At 37.1% G+C, this 18,572-nt stretch carries 17 protein-coding genes; 14 read left to right on the top strand and 3 right to left on the bottom strand.

The window, feature by feature from the left end; translation table 11 throughout:
• Positions 1 to 2: 2 nt before the first annotated feature.
• On the bottom strand, positions 3 to 497 hold the full coding sequence (locus ACIQX2_RS14815; RefSeq protein WP_402851981.1) for an antibiotic biosynthesis monooxygenase family protein: 495 nt from the start codon (positions 495 to 497) through the stop codon (positions 3 to 5).
• Between the two features lie 201 nt (positions 498 to 698).
• Here ACIQX2_RS14815 and hemE point away from each other — a divergent pair, with 201 nt between their 5' ends.
• The 5 genes from hemE to ACIQX2_RS14790 all read left to right on the top strand — a co-directional run bounded on the left by hemE (position 699) and on the right by ACIQX2_RS14790 (position 6,181).
• On the top strand, positions 699 to 1,751 hold the full coding sequence (gene hemE / locus ACIQX2_RS14810; RefSeq protein WP_402851978.1) for a uroporphyrinogen decarboxylase: 1,053 nt from the start codon (positions 699 to 701) through the stop codon (positions 1,749 to 1,751).
• Positions 1,752 to 1,766: 15 nt separating this feature from the next.
• Positions 1,767 to 2,696, top strand: a complete 930-nt coding sequence (gene hemH / locus ACIQX2_RS14805; protein ID WP_402851976.1) for a ferrochelatase — start codon at positions 1,767 to 1,769, stop codon at positions 2,694 to 2,696.
• A 106-nt stretch (positions 2,697 to 2,802) separates the two neighbouring features.
• Positions 2,803 to 3,267: a FixH family protein gene (locus tag ACIQX2_RS14800; protein WP_402851973.1), complete on the top strand. Its 465-nt coding sequence runs from the start codon at positions 2,803 to 2,805 to the stop codon at positions 3,265 to 3,267.
• Positions 3,268 to 3,355: 88 nt separating this feature from the next.
• Positions 3,356 to 3,925: a TetR/AcrR family transcriptional regulator gene (locus tag ACIQX2_RS14795; protein WP_402851970.1), complete on the top strand. Its 570-nt coding sequence runs from the start codon at positions 3,356 to 3,358 to the stop codon at positions 3,923 to 3,925.
• 66 nt (positions 3,926 to 3,991) lie between these two features.
• On the top strand, positions 3,992 to 6,181 hold the full coding sequence (locus ACIQX2_RS14790; protein WP_402851967.1) for a YhgE/Pip family protein: 2,190 nt from the start codon (positions 3,992 to 3,994) through the stop codon (positions 6,179 to 6,181).
• A gap of 291 nt (positions 6,182 to 6,472) precedes the next feature.
• Here the strand turns inward: ACIQX2_RS14790 and yhfH are convergent, their stop codons facing one another.
• Positions 6,473 to 6,598, bottom strand: a complete 126-nt coding sequence (gene yhfH / locus ACIQX2_RS14785; protein WP_402851965.1) for a protein YhfH — start codon at positions 6,596 to 6,598, stop codon at positions 6,473 to 6,475.
• A 122-nt stretch (positions 6,599 to 6,720) separates the two neighbouring features.
• Here yhfH and lplA point away from each other — a divergent pair, with 122 nt between their 5' ends.
• The 9 genes from lplA (at position 6,721) to ACIQX2_RS14740 (ending at position 17,649) form a co-directional block, all read left to right on the top strand.
• Complete coding sequence (lplA, locus tag ACIQX2_RS14780; protein WP_402851962.1) at positions 6,721 to 7,713, top strand: lipoate--protein ligase; 993 nt, start codon at positions 6,721 to 6,723, stop codon at positions 7,711 to 7,713.
• 950 nt (positions 7,714 to 8,663) lie between these two features.
• The gene (locus tag ACIQX2_RS14775) at positions 8,664 to 8,861 is read left to right on the top strand and encodes a hypothetical protein (RefSeq protein ID WP_402851960.1); all 198 of its coding nucleotides are present in this window, start codon (positions 8,664 to 8,666) and stop codon (positions 8,859 to 8,861) included.
• A 6-nt stretch (positions 8,862 to 8,867) separates the two neighbouring features.
• Complete coding sequence (gene gltS, locus ACIQX2_RS14770; RefSeq protein WP_402851958.1) at positions 8,868 to 10,052, top strand: sodium/glutamate symporter; 1,185 nt, start codon at positions 8,868 to 8,870, stop codon at positions 10,050 to 10,052.
• 169 nt (positions 10,053 to 10,221) lie between these two features.
• A complete protein-coding gene (locus ACIQX2_RS14765; RefSeq protein ID WP_402851955.1) occupies positions 10,222 to 10,926 on the top strand; it encodes a response regulator in 705 nt (234 codons plus the stop codon).
• A 1-nt stretch (position 10,927) separates the two neighbouring features.
• Positions 10,928 to 11,974 carry a sensor histidine kinase gene (locus ACIQX2_RS14760; RefSeq protein WP_402851952.1) on the top strand — a complete coding sequence of 349 codons (1,047 nt, stop codon included), beginning with the start codon at positions 10,928 to 10,930 and terminating at the stop codon, positions 11,972 to 11,974.
• Complete coding sequence (locus tag ACIQX2_RS14755) at positions 11,934 to 12,707, top strand: ABC transporter ATP-binding protein (RefSeq protein ID WP_402851949.1); 774 nt, start codon at positions 11,934 to 11,936, stop codon at positions 12,705 to 12,707. Before ACIQX2_RS14760 ends, ACIQX2_RS14755 begins: the two co-directional genes overlap by 41 nt.
• Positions 12,679 to 14,610 (top strand): FtsX-like permease family protein, encoded by a 1,932-nt coding sequence (locus ACIQX2_RS14750; protein WP_402851946.1) that lies wholly within the window; start codon positions 12,679 to 12,681, stop codon positions 14,608 to 14,610. Before ACIQX2_RS14755 ends, ACIQX2_RS14750 begins: the two co-directional genes overlap by 29 nt.
• A 158-nt stretch (positions 14,611 to 14,768) precedes the next feature.
• Positions 14,769 to 16,316 (top strand): fatty acid--CoA ligase family protein, encoded by a 1,548-nt coding sequence (locus ACIQX2_RS14745; protein ID WP_402852157.1) that lies wholly within the window; start codon positions 14,769 to 14,771, stop codon positions 16,314 to 16,316.
• Positions 16,317 to 16,878: 562 nt separating this feature from the next.
• Positions 16,879 to 17,649, top strand: a complete 771-nt coding sequence (locus ACIQX2_RS14740; RefSeq protein WP_402851943.1) for a polysaccharide deacetylase family protein — start codon at positions 16,879 to 16,881, stop codon at positions 17,647 to 17,649.
• Between the two features lie 396 nt (positions 17,650 to 18,045).
• Here the strand turns inward: ACIQX2_RS14740 and ACIQX2_RS14735 are convergent, their stop codons facing one another.
• Positions 18,046 to 18,540, bottom strand: a complete 495-nt coding sequence (locus tag ACIQX2_RS14735) for an NUDIX hydrolase (RefSeq protein ID WP_402851940.1) — start codon at positions 18,538 to 18,540, stop codon at positions 18,046 to 18,048.
• Positions 18,541 to 18,572: the final 32 nt, after the last annotated feature.

Below are 18,572 nucleotides of genomic sequence, written 5' to 3'. Positions count from 1 at the left end.
CTTTAAATAGCTTCCTCTTCTTCTGTGGATTTATAAGTTGCGATATATGGAGCGCTTGTGAATAAATTTTGTTTGTCAGCAACCATCGAAAAATCTAGATTGACTGATTTTTCCCAAACCTCATAGCTATTTGGACCAGACCATTCCGATAAAATAATATATGTATCGGATTTAATAGGTTTTAACACTCGCAATGCGATAAACCCAGGCTCTATTTGCGCTGTAGAACCAAGGTTCGTATATTTGTGCTCGAAAATAGATTTTCCTTCATCTGTAATGGGTATATGTTGCAATACGAAGTAACCTTTATGTGAAAATTGTCCTACAGATTCCAAAATTTCATATTTTCTTGGAACTTGGAAAACTGTCTTATTGGAAGACTCTTGGATAAGAACTGAATTTCCAGTTCCGTGTAATAGAAAGAGCTGTTCGTTCGGGTATTTCTTCTTTATGGATTGCATAAATTCCGGTGTTCCGGATGTCATATATAAATACATGGAAAATATCTCCCTTCTTATTATTTATTATATCTTTCCCATAATCTAATCTTTAAAAACATAATACACAAGTATCATATAATAATCCGAACAATTTTATGACAAATACCCTATTTTGCTATACTTTAGAAAAAAGAACGTCTATAGTGGTAACGTATAGTAAAAACAGTACGTTTATATAATGAGAGGCAGGTACCTTTAATGACTAAATTTAACGATACCCTTCTTCGCGCAGCACGTGGAGAGCAAGTAGAACACACACCAGTTTGGTTTATGAGGCAAGCTGGAAGATCACAACCCGAATACAGAAAAATAAAAGAAAAGTATTCCTTGGAACAAATTACACATGAACCTGAATTATGTGCTTACGTTACACGTTTACCAGTAGAAAATTACAATGTCGATGCAGCCATCCTTTATAAGGATATTGTTACACCGCTCGTTGGTATTGGCGTAGATGTTAAGATCAAATCAGGAGTTGGTCCTGTTATTTCCAATCCAATTCGTACTGTACAAGATGTGGCTAATTTAGGCGAATTATCACCTGAAGACGATGTACCATTCGTTTTAGAGACAATAAAATTATTAACGACAGAGCAGCTAAATGTTCCACTAATCGGATTTGCAGGGGCTCCATTTACGCTAGCAAGTTATATGATTGAAGGGGGACCTTCTAAAAGCTATAACAAAACGAAAGCATTTATGGTATCCGAACCACAAGCGTGGTTTGCATTAATGGACAAGCTTGCGGATATGATTATTGTATATATCAAAGCACAGGTTAAAGCGGGTGCGAAGGCAATTCAAATCTTTGATTCGTGGGTTGGCGCATTGAATGTAGCGGATTACCGTATTTTCATCAAACCGGTGATGACACGTATTTTCACGGAGCTTCGTGAAACAGGAGTACCGCTAATTACATTCGGTGTTGGTGCGAGCCACTTAGCAATGGAGTGGCATGACCTTCCTGTGAACGTGGTTGGGATTGACTGGCGTTTATCTATAGAAGAAGCTCGTGCAAAAGGATTAACGAAGCCGTTAATGGGGAATTTAGATCCATCCTATCTAATTGGCGGTTGGGAAGAGATTGAAAAACGTGCAAAAATTATTGTAGAACAAGGGGTGGCACAGCCAGGACATATTTTCAATCTTGGACATGGAGTGTTCCCAGAAGTAGATCCAGATACTTTAAAACGTTTAACCTCTTTTGTGCATGATTATAGTAAAGAACTTATCGCAGCAAAATCAAACTAAATTTTTGAGGTGAATATGATGAAAAAGACAATGGGTTTATTAGTAATGGCATATGGAACTCCTTACACAGAGGCAGATATTGAACGATATTATACACATATCAGACATGGTCGTAAGCCAAGTGATGAGCAGCTTGCTGATCTAACTGGACGTTACGAAGCAATCGGCGGGATTTCTCCGCTTGCTAAAATTACGCAAAGCCAAGCAGAAGGATTATGTAACCGTTTAAATGAATTGCAGGATGAAATTGAATTTAAGCTATACATTGGATTGAAGCATATCGAGCCTTTCTTAGAGGACGCGGTTGCGGAAATGCATAAAGATGGCATTACGGAAGCAGTATCTATAGTATTGGCACCTCATTTCTCTACGTTCTCTATTAAGTCCTATAATGGTCGTATTCAAGAGGAAGCAGAAAAGCTTGGTAACTTGAAAATTACTTCCGTAGAAAGCTGGTATGATGAACCAAAATTCATCCAGTATTGGAACGACAAGGTTAGCGCAGCATTCGCAGAAATGACAGAAGAGCAACGCGAAAAAGCATGTCTAATCGTTTCAGCACACTCACTACCAGAAAAAATAAAAGAACTAGGCGATCCATATCCAGACCAATTACAAGAAACAGCAGATCTAATTGCCGCAGCTGCAGGCGTGAAAAACTACGCAGTAGGTTGGCAAAGTGCAGGACAAACACCAGAGCCTTGGATTGGGCCAGACGTACAGGATTTAACTCGTGAATTACATGAACAAAAAGGATACACTACATTTGTATACACTCCAGTAGGATTCGTAGCGGAGCATTTAGAGGTCCTTTATGATAATGACTATGAATGTAAAGTAGTATGCGATGACATCGGAGCGACATACGTGCGCCCAGAAATGCCAAATGCACAGCCTCAATTTGTTGATGCAATGGCCGATGTTGTATTAAAGCATTTAAAATAAATCTTTTGTTAAATGTCTTAAACATCAGCCAGGTGTTTAAGACTTTTTTTTAACAAAGTATAAAATTTATATTATATACCTTAACAAATTGGGAGGATGTATCACGATGAAAAAAACATTAGCAATTCTAGCATTTGCAACCATGACACTTGTAGGCTGTGGGGACAAAGAAGAAACGGGAAGCAATGCAACACATCATAATGAAGGTACACTAGAGGAAGTAGTAGTTGACATCCAAACGGATGAAACACTTGCTATAGAAGACGTTGTATTATCTGCAAAAGTATCTCAATCAGGTGAAGCGGTAGATGATGCTTCTGTTGAATTCGAAGTATGGGAGTCAGGTATGCGTGAGGAAGGACATATGATTGAAGGTACTTTAACGAAAGACGGCGTGTATGAAGCGAATTTTACATTTGATCATGATGGCGTCTATTATATGTTTGCACATACGAATGCAAGAGGACTTCATGTTATGCCTAAGCAGGAACTGATCGTTGGAGATCCAGATATGACTAAAGTAATTCCGGATGATTCGGATGATTCGATGAGTCACATGAATCATGAGTAAAAACTTGCTAAAGAAATAAGAGAAGTGTATTATAGTGACTAGATGACCGAAATGGTTTTCTAGTCATTTTTTGATAGGAGTTGAACATGTGGATCGCAGACAGGAAATATTAGATGCAGCAACTAAATCTTTTTCCTTGTTTGGCTATAAAGCTACAACGATGGAGCAAATAGCTAAAATTGCAAATGTAGGGAAAGGTACAATTTATACTTTTTTTGAGAATAAAGAAGTACTTTTTCAAGAAATTGTACTTCGTATTATCGTAGAAATGAAACAGGAAGCAACAATAGTGATAAAGGAAGAAGCATCCTTTCAAGAAAATGCGTATGCTGCCTTGATGAAAATGCTAGAATTCCGAGATACACATCAGCTGTTTGCTAAAATAATTGCCGAGGAACAGGAATGGAGAACGCCACCTGTTACACTTGTGAAAGCACAAATTGAGCAAGCAATTGTTTCTTTTATAAAACAGAAGATTGATAAGTATATAAATGCAGGGGAAGTACGCCAAGTAAATAGTGAACTCGTTGCATATTTATTATTAAAAGGGTATTTGGCATTTGTAAACGACTGGAATTTAACGCATGAAAAACCACTAACAGAACGTGAAATTGCTGACTTTTTCCAAGATACTATTTTTCAAAGTCTCATTAATTGAGACTAATTTTTTAAAATGAAATGACTGAATGAACGAATTGGTCATTCAGTACTGGGAGTGAATGAGATGATTAAATCAGAATGGAAAAGTATTTTTACAAATAGGAAATTACTTATTCCTATAATTGCAGTATTGTTCATACCTGTTATGTATGCAGGAATGTTTTTGTGGGCATTTTGGGATCCCTATGCAAATTTAAGTGATCTACCAGTAGCAGTTGTGAATGCAGACGAGGGTGCTACGTATAACGATACTACTTTATCGTTAGGAAATGACCTATCTGAGAAATTAAAGGAAAGTGGACAATTTAAGTTTGTTTCTGTTTCAAAGGAAGAAGCAGATGAAGGATTAGTAAATGAAGACTATTATTTATTAATCGAGATTCCAGAAAACTTTTCACAACATGCAACAACATTGTTAGATGAAGAACCTCAAAAGATGGTTATTACTTACAAAGCAAATGAAGGATATAACTTTCTATCCTCTCAAATTGGTGAAACCGCAATGGATCGAATTCGGGCGGAGGTAAATAAACAAGTATCTGCAACTTATGCGGAACAATTATTTGATTCTATTACGAAATTGGGAGATGGATTTGCTGAAGCCTCCGATGGAGCAGGTGCATTAAAAGATGGTGCTGTAGAAATTAATACAGGCGCATCTGATTTAAAAGGCTATTTAGGACAGTTGGCAAGTAGTACAATCGAACTTCGAGATGGAACTAGTACAGTTGTGGATGGTATTCAGAAAGCTGCAACTGGTTCTACGGATTTAAATAATGGATTATCCACACTTACAGATGGAACAAAGCAATTAGCAGACGGCATCAATCAAACTGCAACAGGTGCAGGTAAATTAAACAGTGGAATTCAAACGTATACAAGTGGAGTAGCTAAACTAAACGAAAGTTATCAATTATTAAGTGCAAAAGAAAAAGAAATACTTAAATCATTAGCTACATTACAATCAAGCAGTGAAGCTATTAATAATAGCGCAATACAGTTATCTGAAGGTTCTACTCAGGTTACTGCTGGCATTCAAGCATTAGCGAAACAGTTAAATCAGCTTTCAGAATCATTACCAGCTGAACAGGCAGCAACCTTAAAAGAAACAATAAAACAGATAGAAAATGGTAGTTCCACTGTATCGGCTGGTTTAGAAAAGCTCGCTAATGGTACAGATGCCCTATCAAAAGGTACTACTCAAGTGAGTAGCGGAGCTGAACAATTGAGTGCAGGTTACACGCAGGCAAAACAAGGTATTTCACAATTAAATGACTCTTCAAGTGCATTAATGGAAGGTTCCGCAAGTTTAGCAACAGGAACTAATACACTTGCAGCTAAAATGAACGACTTAACAACTGGAATGCAGCAAGCATATGATGGTTCTTCTAGTTTAGTAGCCGGTCTAAATAAATTAGCATCTGGTTCAAGTCAGTTAAAAACAGGAACAGGAACATTAGCTGAGAAATCTGGAGAATTAGCAGATGGCTCAACAAAATTAACAGAGGGAACGGAACAGTTAGCAGCAGGAACGGAAATTTTACAATCGAGCTTAAAGGATGCTAGTGAACAATCTAAAGAGGTATCAGCCAATAATTCCACATATGAAATGGTAGCATCTCCAGTAGATGTGAATGTCGAAGGAGTAAATGAGGTACCAAACTATGGTACAGGATTTACACCATACTTCTTATCTCTTGGATTATTTGTAGGTGCATTACTCATTTCGATCGTATTTCCATTCGTACAGGCCGCGATTAAGCCTACCAGCGGAGCATCTTGGTTTTTAAGTAAGATCTCAGTTTTGGGAGTAGTAGGGATTATTCAATCTTTAGTTGTTGTAGCTATTGCTTTATTTGCTTTAAAATTGGAGACACAAAGTGTAGGATTGTTTATATTATCGACCATCATTACAAGCTTTACCTACTTAGCTATTGTCCAATTACTTGTAACAGTACTTGGTGATCCAGGTCGCTTTGTTGCAATTGTTATCTTAATACTTCAATTGACAACTAGCGCAGGTACTTTCCCATTGGAGCTAATACCTCAGCAGCTACAAATCTTTAATAAATTCTTACCGATGACTTACTCAGTACAAAGCTTTAAAGCTTCCATTTCAACAGGAGACATAAGCAATTTCTGGTCCACTAATAGTGTGTTATTAGGATTTATGATAGTATGTCTGACCTTAACTTTGGGTTATTTCATGCTATTATTCAAAAAACGTCATTCTAAAGAAACAGCGGAAGTATAATTTTTAAAACCCATCTCATAAAAGAGGTGGGTTTTTGGTTTAAAGTATAATCCAATCAGACCGCTGATTTCCGTTCCAGGCGTACGCCGTCCACTACAATCAATAAAGTGAGTAGTTCTTAAGTTAGTACAGACTTATAAAAAAATTGCGCAGTAATGAAATAGTAACAAGTCTGTTCTAAGACCAGTGAAAACGATAGAAATAGGTAATGGTATTAAAGTGTGTGTGCGTTTTTTAATTAATAAAAAAACCACTAGAAAGGGGAGTATCTAGTGGGATTTTAATTGTTAATTAAATTTTAGTGCATTTATCACAGTGGTTCCCGTAGCATTCATGCTGTTCTTCAATTGCTTCACCACATGATGCACATTTCTTAGCGGGCAGGTTACGGAAAAATTCAATTACGTTTTCTAACATAGTTGTTCCACCTCCATCTGTTATATAACTAACTTTATTATCATCATTGTATTATAACACAGTTCAATTTGTCAACATATTATCGGAACTTTTGATAAAATAATGATAAAGGAGAGATGAACATGTATTTTATCGACAATAAAGGAATAACAGATCCACGCATTAACTTAGCTATTGAGGAGTATGCATTGAATACAATGGACGTTGAAAAGGATTCTTTTCTTCTGTTTTACATAAATCAGCCTTCCATTATTATTGGGAGAAACCAAAATACGATAGAAGAGATAAATACTGATTTTGTTGAAGCAAATGGGATAATCCCAGTCCGCAGGCTGTCCGGTGGCGGTGCTGTGTATCATGACCTAGGCAACTTGAATTACAGCTTTTTAACAAAGGATGATGGAGAGAGTTTCCGTAATTTTAAGAAGTTTACGCAGCCTGTTATAGATGCTCTAGCTAAAATGGGTGTTGATGCGGAGTTATCTGGTAGAAACGATATTATGGCTGGCGGGAAAAAAATCTCTGGTAATGCACAATATTCAACTCGCGGACGTATGTTCAGTCATGGAACATTAATGTTTGATACAGAAATAGATGCTGTTGTATCAGCTTTGAAAGTGAGCAAGGAAAAAATTGAATCAAAAGGCATTAAATCCATTCGTAGCCGTGTGACTAACATTAATGAACTGTTAGAAAATCCAATGACAATCGAACAGTTCCGTTCACAACTTCTTGCTTCTATTTTTGATGGTGAAGAAAATATACAATACTGGGAGTTAACAGATCAAGACTGGGAAAATATCCACAAGCTTTCCGAGGAACGTTACCAACAATGGGATTGGAATTTTGGTAAGTCACCTAAATTCAACATGAAGCATTCTCACCGTTTCCCAGTCGGAGGAGTAGATGTTCGTTTAGATGTGAACAAAGGAATGATTGAAGAAGTAAAGATCTTCGGCGACTTCTTCGGTGTAGGGGATATGGCAGAAGTAGAGCAGTTACTAACTGGCAAACCTTATAGTAAAGAAGGCATTGAAGCAGCATTAGCAAACGTAGATGTACCAAAATACTTTGGTGGTATTACTAAAGAAGAGCTTGTTCAATTAATTTATTAAGAAATGGAAGAGAGTCTGACTTATGTCGGGCTCTTTTTTGAAACTTAGGAGAATGCTCTATAAACTTAGTCATATCAACGTTTTTTTGAACAATGGAGTTCTGACACGAGACTTCCCAAGGGTGAATCTCCCTTGTATAATTCGGTTTGAAAATTGCTTTCTAATATTATATTTTGGCAGGTATTTTGAATGGATTCGATAAAAGAAGAAAAATTAAGTCATTACCTCGATATTATCAAGGTTTGGTACCGGATGACATGAATCCTAAGAATGGGAATCATTAAATGCTAATATGCCACAAAAAAAGAACAAGCTGATTTTCTCTAGTAAATCGGCTTGTTTTTAAGCATTGGAAACTAATCACCGCTCAATAATTCTGGTGATTTTTTTCTACTATTAAAATGAATACTTCTCCAAAATTGTATTGAATTTGTAAAGAATGTACTTAAACTAAATGAGCTAGTGCAAAACCCCTCTTTTGATGCAGTAGCAACCACATTATCGCTTCTAAGATTTCCACTCTAGAAACTTCTAATTTTTTGATTGAGGAACCCTACCATAAATGTGTTTGATTTATAAAGAAGACCACCTGGAACGTTGATTTGTCAACGATTTAGGTGGTTCAGTCTTTTATATTATGTAAATTGTAGTTGAACAATCCTAAAGCAAATGAAAAGTTTAGCGAGTGCTAATTGAATGGATGAGTAAAATTCACCATTTTTTAAAAAAGTATAATGGGGAACGTCGGATTTTGTAGGATTCAATAAGCCTCCCGGAGAATATTAGCTATAACTCTATCTCCTAGGGATGAAAGCGTTTACTAAGGTATATCAAATTTTCACCTTGGGATGGTTTCCTTGTGTACCGACATTAGTTTAGGATGAACATTTTGTATAAGGAAAGCGGTTGCAATCTTTGGATAGACAAATCAACAGTGAGACGATTGCAACATGCCAGAGCTTTTTAACCGTGTAGATGAGCTCGGCGTCACATATGTGTTTGAGGGAGAAACGGAATTCGACACATGCCGTGATCAGCTGGCATCTTTCATTCGGCACGTATGTGTAAATGAAAAAACGACAAGCTTTAACATATCCGAGGTTTACCAGAATTTTGATGAAAATGGTAAAGGCTTTTTAGAAAGGTGAAGATAAATGATTGAACTCAACCAGATTACCACTCTGTTCCTTGCAGTAGCTCTCTATCTGCTTGGAATGGCACTTGTAAACAGGATTGGATTCCTTAACAGGTTCCTGATCCCGGCGCCTGTCGTCGGCGGTTTAATATTTGCCGCTTTAGCTCTAATGTTGAAAACTACGGGGATTGTCGAGATTACATTGGATACATCGCTACAGACGCTGTTCATGATTGCCTTCTTTACGACGGTGGGTCTTGGAGCAAGCTTCAAGCTCATCAAACTAGGTGGGAAGCTCTTAGTCATCTACCTGCTCTTGTGCGGCGTCACGGTGTTCTTGCAGAACGTCATCGGTGTTTCGTTTGCTCAATTGTTTGGAATTGACCCACTGTTGGGTGTCATGGCCGGGGCAGTTTCGATGAACGGAGGGCATGGCGGCGCTGCGGCGTACGGACAGACGATTGAGGACTTGGGCATTTCCTCGGCCTTGACGATTGGCATGGCCGCCGCCACACTTGGCCTGATTTGCGGTAGCCTTACCGGCGGCCCGGTTGCGCGGTATCTGATTAAGAAACACGACTTAAAGCCGGCATCGGGTGAAGTAGAGGAGTATGTAGAGAAGGATGAGAAACCGATTCAAGAATGGTCGTTCATGGTCCAGGTCGCCCTCATCACGTTTTGCATGGCAGTTGGAACCTATCTTGGTGAATTGTTTACGAATGTTACCGGCTTCGTCCTGCCGTCCTATATAGGGGCGATGTTCGTGGCGGTCATTGTCCGGAATCTTGCCGACCGCTTTGTAAAGGGCACGGTGAACATGAAGGAAATCAACTTTATCGGTGACGTTTCGCTTGCGATCTTTCTCTCGATGGCATTGATGAGCATCAAGCTGTGGGAAGTCGCAGATCTCGCTCTACCACTCATCGGCATTATACTCATCCAGGTTATCGTCATCGTCTTGTATGCCATCTTTGTGATGTTCCGAATGCTTGGCAAGGACTACGATGCGGCTGTCATGATCTCTGGATTCTTAGGCCACGGGCTGGGTGCAACTCCAAATGCAATGGCGAACATGTCCGCAACCGTGAGCAAGTATGGTCCTTCTCGAACGGCGTTCCTGGTCGTGCCAATTGTAGGTGCATTCCTGATTGATGTTGTATTTAGCGCACCGATCATTATCGCGACGATTAACTTCTTCAAGTGAGTTATTGGATTGACTGTTTCCAAACATCGACGTACCAAAATACTTCGGTGGTATTACAAAAGAAGAGCTTGTTCAATTAATTTATTGATAAATGGAAGAGAGTCTGACGTATGTTGGGCTCTTTTTTGATATGATAAAGGAAGAACTGTTTTTGTGAAGGGGGATTATTGTGACGACGCATCGTGTGTTAGTTGTAGAGGATGATCGAAAGATAGCATCTTTGCTTGCAGATACTTTAAGGAAATATCATTATGAAGTGCATACAATTGAGGATTTTGATCAAATAATAGAAGAGTTTACTGCGTTTGATCCGCATATTGTTTTGCTGGATGTTAATCTACCATCATATGATGGGTATTACTGGTGTCGTCAATTGCGCCAGTTAACTACTTGCCCAATCATATTCGTTTCTGCGAGATCAGGAGAAATGGATCAAATATTTGCGCTTGAAAATGGTGGAGATGATTTTATCACGAAGCCTTTTCACTATGAAATCGTCCTAGCTAAAATAAGAAGCCATTTAAGAAGAACATATGGTGAATATGCCGCAAAGCAGGAAGAAAGAGTTGTAAAGGTTGGTAGACTACAGCTTTATATGGAACGAATGGAGTTACATACTGTACAAGGTGAAATTCCCCTCCAAAAGAAAGAATGTACGATTCTGGAGTTATTATTAAAGAATTATCCGAAGCTAGTGACTAGAGAGCAGCTATTAGAAGAGCTGTGGGATGATCAGTCTTTTGTAGATGAAAATACATTAAATGTAAATATGACAAGAGTGCGAAAAAAGTTAAGTGATTATCATGTTTTATCAACAATTGAAACGGTAAGAGGAGCGGGCTATCGACTAATCCTAAGCTCAGAGGAGTCATAATATGATTCGATTGTTCTTAAAGGAGCATTTAGTCTTTTTAGTATTTCAGGTATTATTGGTCTTATTTGTGATGCTTTTATATTGGCTAGATGGCTTTCGAAACTTAGACACTGCAGTGTATTCCATTGTTATTACTAGTATATTGACCCTCACCTTTTTAGGAACATTATTTATAAAAAAATATGCTTTCTATAAAAAGATTCTATCCGTACCTACTGAAATAGAAGGGGTATTACAACGGGAGGCCAGGTCCCCTGAGATAAAACAGGTCGAGGCATATTTGCAGCATATTTATCGGTTATATCAAAAAGAAGTGCAGCTTCTCTATGCTAGGCAAAATCGACATTTGCAATTTATGAATAGCTGGGTGCACCAGATGAAAACTCCTATATCGGTTATAGAGCTGATGACGCAAGCGGATGATCAAATAGAAGCAGCTGGTGTTTCAGAGGAGATGGATCGATTGAAGCGTGGGTTGGATGCAGTTCTAATGAATGCACGGCTAGATACATTTGAAGAAGATATGCAAATTGAACAGATTGATATAAAGCAGCTTGTTACAGAGGTAGTCTCGACTAATAAGCGTTTGTTTATAGGGAGTCATGTATTTCCAGTTATTTCGATTGTGGAAGAATGTATAATTACTTCTGATCCGAAATGGCTGCGGTTTGTACTAGCACAATTTTTAACGAATGCGATCAAATATACATTTGAGGAAAACAAAAAAATATACTTTGAAACCTTCTTTGAACATAATCAAGTCATTTTGACGGTAAGAGATGAAGGAATAGGTATTCCTGCTTCTGATATGAAACGGGTAACCAAAGCATTTTTTACTGGAGAAAATGGCAGAAAAACTGGCGAATCAACTGGGATGGGATTATATTTGGCACTAGAGGTATGTCATAGATTAGGACATGAGATGAAAATTGAGTCAACAGTTGGAGAAGGAACGTCTGTATCGATTATATTTGAACAACATGAATCTACAGAACGAGGTGAGCTCGATGTCGATATTGAAGCTGAAAGAAATAACGAAGGTGTATGAGGGGAAAGTTGCGCATTTAGCGATTAATCAGCTGAGCTTCGAGGTGGAAAAAGGCGAGTTTCTTGCAGTTATGGGTCCTTCCGGGAGTGGTAAAACAACATTACTTAATTTAATATCAACGATTGATCAGCCTACTTCGGGAGATTTGACGATTAATGATTTAAATCCTCTGCTATTGAAAAGCAATGATTTATCTTTATTTCGAAGAAGACAGCTTGGTTTTGTTTTTCAAGATTTCAACTTACTTCCTGCATTAACAGTTGAAGAGAACATGGTATTGCCATTAACTTTAGACGAACAGCCCGTAAGCATCATGAAACAAAAAGTAAATAAAGTTGCGGAGCAGTTGAGTTTAACGTCTATTTTAGAAAAGAGACCATTCGAAATTTCAGGAGGGCAGGCACAAAGAACTGCTATTGGACGAGCTCTAATACATGAGCCTTCGATTATACTTGCAGATGAACCAACGGGAAATCTGGATTCAAAAGCCGCAAAGGATGTATTAGAACTATTGTCTAAGGTAAATAAAAAAAGTAATACGACCATCATTATGGTGACCCATGATCCAATTGCGGCAAGCTTTTGTGATCGAGTTTTATTTATAAAGGATGGCGAGTATTTTAATGAAATTTATAAAGATGACCGAAGACAAACGTTTTTTCAACGTATATTAAATGTCTTATCTTTGCTAGGTGGAAATGTAAATGACCTTTCAACAATTCGCTTATCATAACGTTATTCGAAATGCTCGCGTTTATGCTGCATTTTTATTGGCGAGTATTTTTTCTGTTTTAGTGTTCTTTGTCTATTCAATGCTAATGTTTCACCCAAGTATTGAAGATCAATTTTTGCAGAATATCGCCTTTGGTGGAATGTTTATAGCACAGGTAATTCTGATCATATTCACGTTGTTTTTCTTGTTTTATTCGATGAGTGCTTTTTTGCAGGCACGTTCGCAGGAATTTGGAGTGCTTCTCAATTTAGGAATGGACAAACGTCAGCTGAATCGGATGATTTTCTTAGAGACGATGATTTTAGGGTTTATCTCCATAACGGTCGGAATCTTTTTTGGATTTTCTTTTTCTAAGTTTTTCTTTATGGTCATTCGAGAAATGTTTTTATTAGATAGCCTGCCGTTGTATGTTTCATGGAAGCCTTTTACTTTGACTATTTTTGTGTTTTTATCATTGTTTGTCATTATTTCGTTTAGTAGCTCGGTATTCATACGTAAAAAGAATATAATTCAGCTACTAAAGGGATTTGGTAAGCAAAACGAGGAAGAGGTTTACAGTAAGGGAAGGGCAATTTTAGGCTTATTACTGTTGTTGGCTGCCTATAGTTTAGTAATTTTTTCTCTTTTTCAGCTTAAAGTATATATGAGTTTTATAATTATTTCATTAGCTATAGTAGGTACGTATCTATTTTATACAGATAGTGTTTTGTATTTGTTAGGGATTATTCGAAAGCGCAAGAATTTGTATTGGCATTCTTTTCGATTGATCGCTTTTGCGGAAGGGTCTATTAAGATAAGAGAAAATGCTCGGATGTTTTTTATCGTAACCATTGTTTCCACGATCGCATTTCTATCGGTTGGTGTCGTAACCTCGTTTACTTCTTTTACAGCACAATATCGAGAAATGAATCCAGTCAGTGTTTTCTACTCGAGCAATTGGGATAATCCCTTTGAGGACGAGCATGTGATGAAAATATCCCAGGAGCTTCAAATGGAAGGGCTATCCTATGAGTTGATTAAATTCAAGGTAAAAAAACAAACTTCCTCCAATTTACGTGACAAAGTAAATCTAATAAAGGAATCGGAAGTGAATAGTTTAGCGGTTGCGTTGAAAATCCCTTTGATAGACCTACAAGAAGGGGAAGCGATGATTCTACCGAATACGCAAGAGGACTTTAATGGTATTAGAGCAGAAGACGAGCAAACAGTGTTGGAGGAAAGTAGTATACCAATTCAAATTAAAGGTGTCTATGAACGGGTAATATTTCCTTCACTCGCTATTAAAGATAGGTCATTAATAATTAGTGATGAAGATTATGAATTCGTTACCGAGCCTTTATATGGGCATGGCTTAAGAGAATCTCACATGACATTTTATGCTTTTCACGTTTCCGAATGGCTCCGCACGAAGGATGTAGGAACTAACTTAGACAAAATTATGACACAATCTATGGGTACTTCGAATGTAAATCCGAACGCCTTCTATTTCGCCAATCCTGGCTTAAATTATTCGATTATCCGAGCTACATTTTCCTTATTGTTATTTACTGGTCTACTTGTGGCAGCTGTATTGTTGCTTGCGGCAGGGAGCTTTGTTTATTTTAAGCTTTATACGGACTTGGAGCGTGATAAAAAACAATATGATGTACTTCGGAGAATGGGAGTTACGGATAGAGAGCTAGTGAAAATCGTCAATCGCCAGTTAATTCCTCAATTTTTCTTGCCATGGGGATTAGCTATGGTGCATAGTACATTTTCGTTTATGTTTTTACAAGCATTTTGGGTGGATTTAGCAGCCGTTTCTATTGCGATGGAAATGTTACTCGTGTTGATAGCATTTACGATTATTCAAGTTTCTTATTTCTTTTTGATCCGTTGGAGATACATTGCTCATATTCAATAAAAAAAGAAGGTTACGAATGTAGCCTTCTTTTTTATATAACCAATTGAACCTCTAGTATTCTATATTCTAGTTTTTCTTGAATTGTCAAAACTTTTCTTATATAATGAATATGGGGAAAATGAATGGTTATTCATTTAATTAAGATGGGAGACGAGAATATGAGTTTAGTTTCACGTGTTCAACAAATTGCCAATGAGCATCCGGAGAAGATAGCCTATAACTTTATGGGGAAAGATACTACATACGCAGAATTCGAACAGTCTGTGGAGTTATTTGCAGGAGCACTAAAATCAATTGGTGTGGAAAAAGGGGATAATATAGGTTTTTTATTGGGTAACTCACCTCATTTTTTAATTTCTCTATATGCTACTATGCGAATAGGTGCTACGTCAGTTCCGATAAATCCAATATATTCGCCAGATGAAATTAGTTATATAGTAAAAAACAGTGATGCTAAAGTAATTATTGCGCTTGATGCACTATTGCCTTTAGTGGAGAAAGCAGCTGGCATTTTTACTTCAGTTGAAAACTATATCATTTGTGAGACACAGCCAGATACTGTTCAAAAATTAGCTGCACTCCCAGAAAACTTGAAGACAAAAGTGAAACCGTTTTCAGTAATGATTTCTTCTGCGACATTGGGTACTTCTGCAGTGAATAATGATCCAGATGATGTAGCTGTAATCTTATATACTTCGGGGACAACTGGTCATCCAAAGGGTGCAATGTTAACATACAATAATATTTATTCAAATGCTCGCGATGTTGCTGAGTACTTGCAGATAAATACTGAGGATCGTGTAATCACGACTTTACCTGTATTTCATGTATTTGCTCTAACAGTTGTGGTAAATGCACCATTATTAATGGGTGCAACGCTACTATTAATTCCAAGATTTAGCCCACAAGAAGTATTTAAAATCGCAAAAGAGCATCAAGCAACAGTGTTTGCAGGTGTTCCAACGATGTACAATTTCTTGTATCAATTCCAGGATGCAAATGAAGAGGACTTTTCTAGTATTCGCTTAGCTATTTCGGGTGGATCTTCATTGCCGGTAGCACTGTTGCATAACTTTGAAAACAGGTTCAATTTACGTGTGTCTGAGGGATATGGTTTGTCTGAGGCATCCCCGGTAACATGCTTTAACCCAATTGACCGCGATCGTAAGCCAGGTTCCATTGGAACAAATATTGTAAATGTAGAAAATAAAGTCGTCAATGAGCTTGGAGAAGAAGTTCCAGTAGGGGAAGTAGGAGAACTGATCGTTCGCGGACCTAACGTGATGAAGGGCTACTACAAAATGCCGGAAGAAACAGAAAGTGCGATTCGTGAAGGCTGGTTATACACTGGAGATCTTGCAAAACAGGATGAAGAAGGCTATTTCTACATCGTTGATCGTAAAAAAGATATGATAATTGTCGGTGGTTTTAATGTCTATCCTCGTGAAGTAGAGGAAGTGCTTTTTACTCATCCGGGTATAGTGGAGGCTGCGGTTGTCGGAGTTCCTGATCCAAACTTTGGAGAAGAAGTGCTTGCTTTTGTTGTGAAAAAAGATTCTACTCTAACAGAACAGCAATTACATGACTATTGTACAGAAAAACTAGCAAAATATAAAGTGCCGAAGAAATTTGAATTTTTAGAGGAACTTCCTAAAAATACAACGGGTAAAATTCTGCGACGCTCTTTAAAACCGCAAACAGTTTAAGAGGTAATTTTATATGGCTATATTAAAGTGAATGGTTGATTTTCTATAGAAAACGAGCTTGGAGCATTTCCAAGCTCGTTTTTTGTCTTTTTTTACTAAAGTACCTGTTAGCTTAATAAGAAAATGAACTTGCGATGGGGTAGGTAGAGAGATTTATTTAAATATTTTTCAACCATAAATTATGGAAATAGTTTAAAGATAACTGGGCTTATGAGAAAAAAATTTTTTCAATGCGAAATCGACATGAGTATAACTTTTGATCCAAGATAATCAGAAAAATTATCAGTTGAAGAATTATTGAAGAGGTATGAACTATTAGCTAAAGGTCACAATATTACTTGACTGACGAAGAAGATGGAATAAAGAAAAGGTAAAAGGGGAACATTTAAACAGTTTAGTTTAAAGAAATGTTCAAAATATTATTTTGCAATATAAAACCGGGCTCGAATATTGAACATTAATGGATAAAATTCGCAATTTTAATTTCACAAAAACGGTACATTTATATAGTGAAATTAACAAATAATAAATTACATCGAAATATATTTAAGGGAGTGTTTTTGTGAAAAAAGTGGTACTTTCATTACTGGGTTTGTTCCTTATAGGTGTTGCCATTTTTTACGTTTTTGACAGCGAGAATAAAAGCGTTTCGGCAGACCGTGGTCGAAAATTTTATGAAGAAGCAGGAATGATTATTTGGGATATTAAAACAAAGGAAAAGGTAGTAGCCTTGACATTTGATGATGGTCCACATAAAAAGTATACCACGGAAGTTTTGGATTTACTCAAACAATACGACGCAAAAGGGACTTTTTTTCTTGTTGGTGAACAAGCAGAAAAAAATCCGGAAGTTGTATTACGAATGTACGAAGAGGGACATGACTTGGCGAATCATACTTATACACACCCTTACAGTAGGAATGTTTCGAAGATCATGAAAGAAATTAAACAAACAAATGACACCATTTACAGCATTACAGGTTTCACGCCAACCCTATTTCGACCAGTTGAAGGACAATATACCGATGCTATGATTGAAGAAATTGTAAAAGACGGTTTTCAAGTTGTCATGTGGTCATGGCACCAAGATACACAAGACTGGAAAAACCCGGGTGTGAATAAAATTGTGAATACGGTATTAAAAGGAACAAAAGAAGGGGATGTTATTCTGTTCCATGATGGCGGTGGAAATAGGTCACAGACCGTGAAGGCATTGGAAAAAATCTTGCCAGAACTTCAAAAACAGGGCTATAAGTTTGTAACGATTAACGATTTAATAAAATTGAAAATGCAAGCAGATGAAAAGAAAAGTCAAGAAACTAACAGTGAATGAAATGACAAGTAGAACAACTATTTAAGTTAATAAGAAAATCTGATTTTAATGTTTTTGTATTGTAGAAATGTTGGCAGATTAATTGTCGCGATACTTAATCAACTTTTTTAACCAATTCACAATGTATCTAAATGATAAACTTCTGTGTTCAACTTTTCCCCTCATCTTCGTGCCAGAGTAGATTTCCCTGACCCTCCTGAACCAATCAATGTAATTTTTGTACGCCACCTATTTGTGTACTTTTAGGGGTGCATTAGTGAACAAGAAAAAAGAGCTGTATTCAACGATATATTTCACTAAAGCACCTTATAATTGAATAAGAAATTCTTAATTTATTTCCAATAACAAATTTGTAGCTTATTGTTGTCTAGATCATAAATATCAAAAAAGTTTATATTATTTGTACGCCCAATTATTATCCCACTGGAAATAAACGTTATCTGAATGCTGCTTGTTAAATATAAAATCTGGATATGGTAAAGCAAGTTTTGGCTTGTTTTCTTCCTTAATAAATTGTAAATCAGCAGATTCTCCATCTATTGCAGTTAATTTTCCACTTATTATATTACATTCGAAAACAAACACATTGTATTCAACTTTGTCTCCGTGAGGATATGTAAAACGAAAACTTTCACCACCAAATATGCCTAATAATTTATTAGGTCTAACTGTTAATCCAGTTTCTTCCCATACCTCACGTATAAGTGCTTGAGCAGGAGCTTCACCTGGTTCAATTGCTCCGGCAGGTAGACTCCAGTATTCACCTTCTCCAGGATATTGGAACAATATTTCATCATTGGTATTTCTTATTATCGCAGCAACGCTCGGCATAAATATTAGGTCTTTACCTACTTTTAATCGAAGTTGTTTATAATAATCTGATATTGGCATAACAAATCCCCTTTAAGAATGCTTTTATTGAT

The sequence above is a fragment of the Psychrobacillus sp. NPDC096623 genome (assembly GCF_044762655.1).
In the GTDB taxonomy this organism is placed as follows: Bacteria; Bacillota; Bacilli; order Bacillales_A; family Planococcaceae; genus Psychrobacillus.
This window is presented reverse-complemented; position numbering and strand designations above follow the sequence as displayed.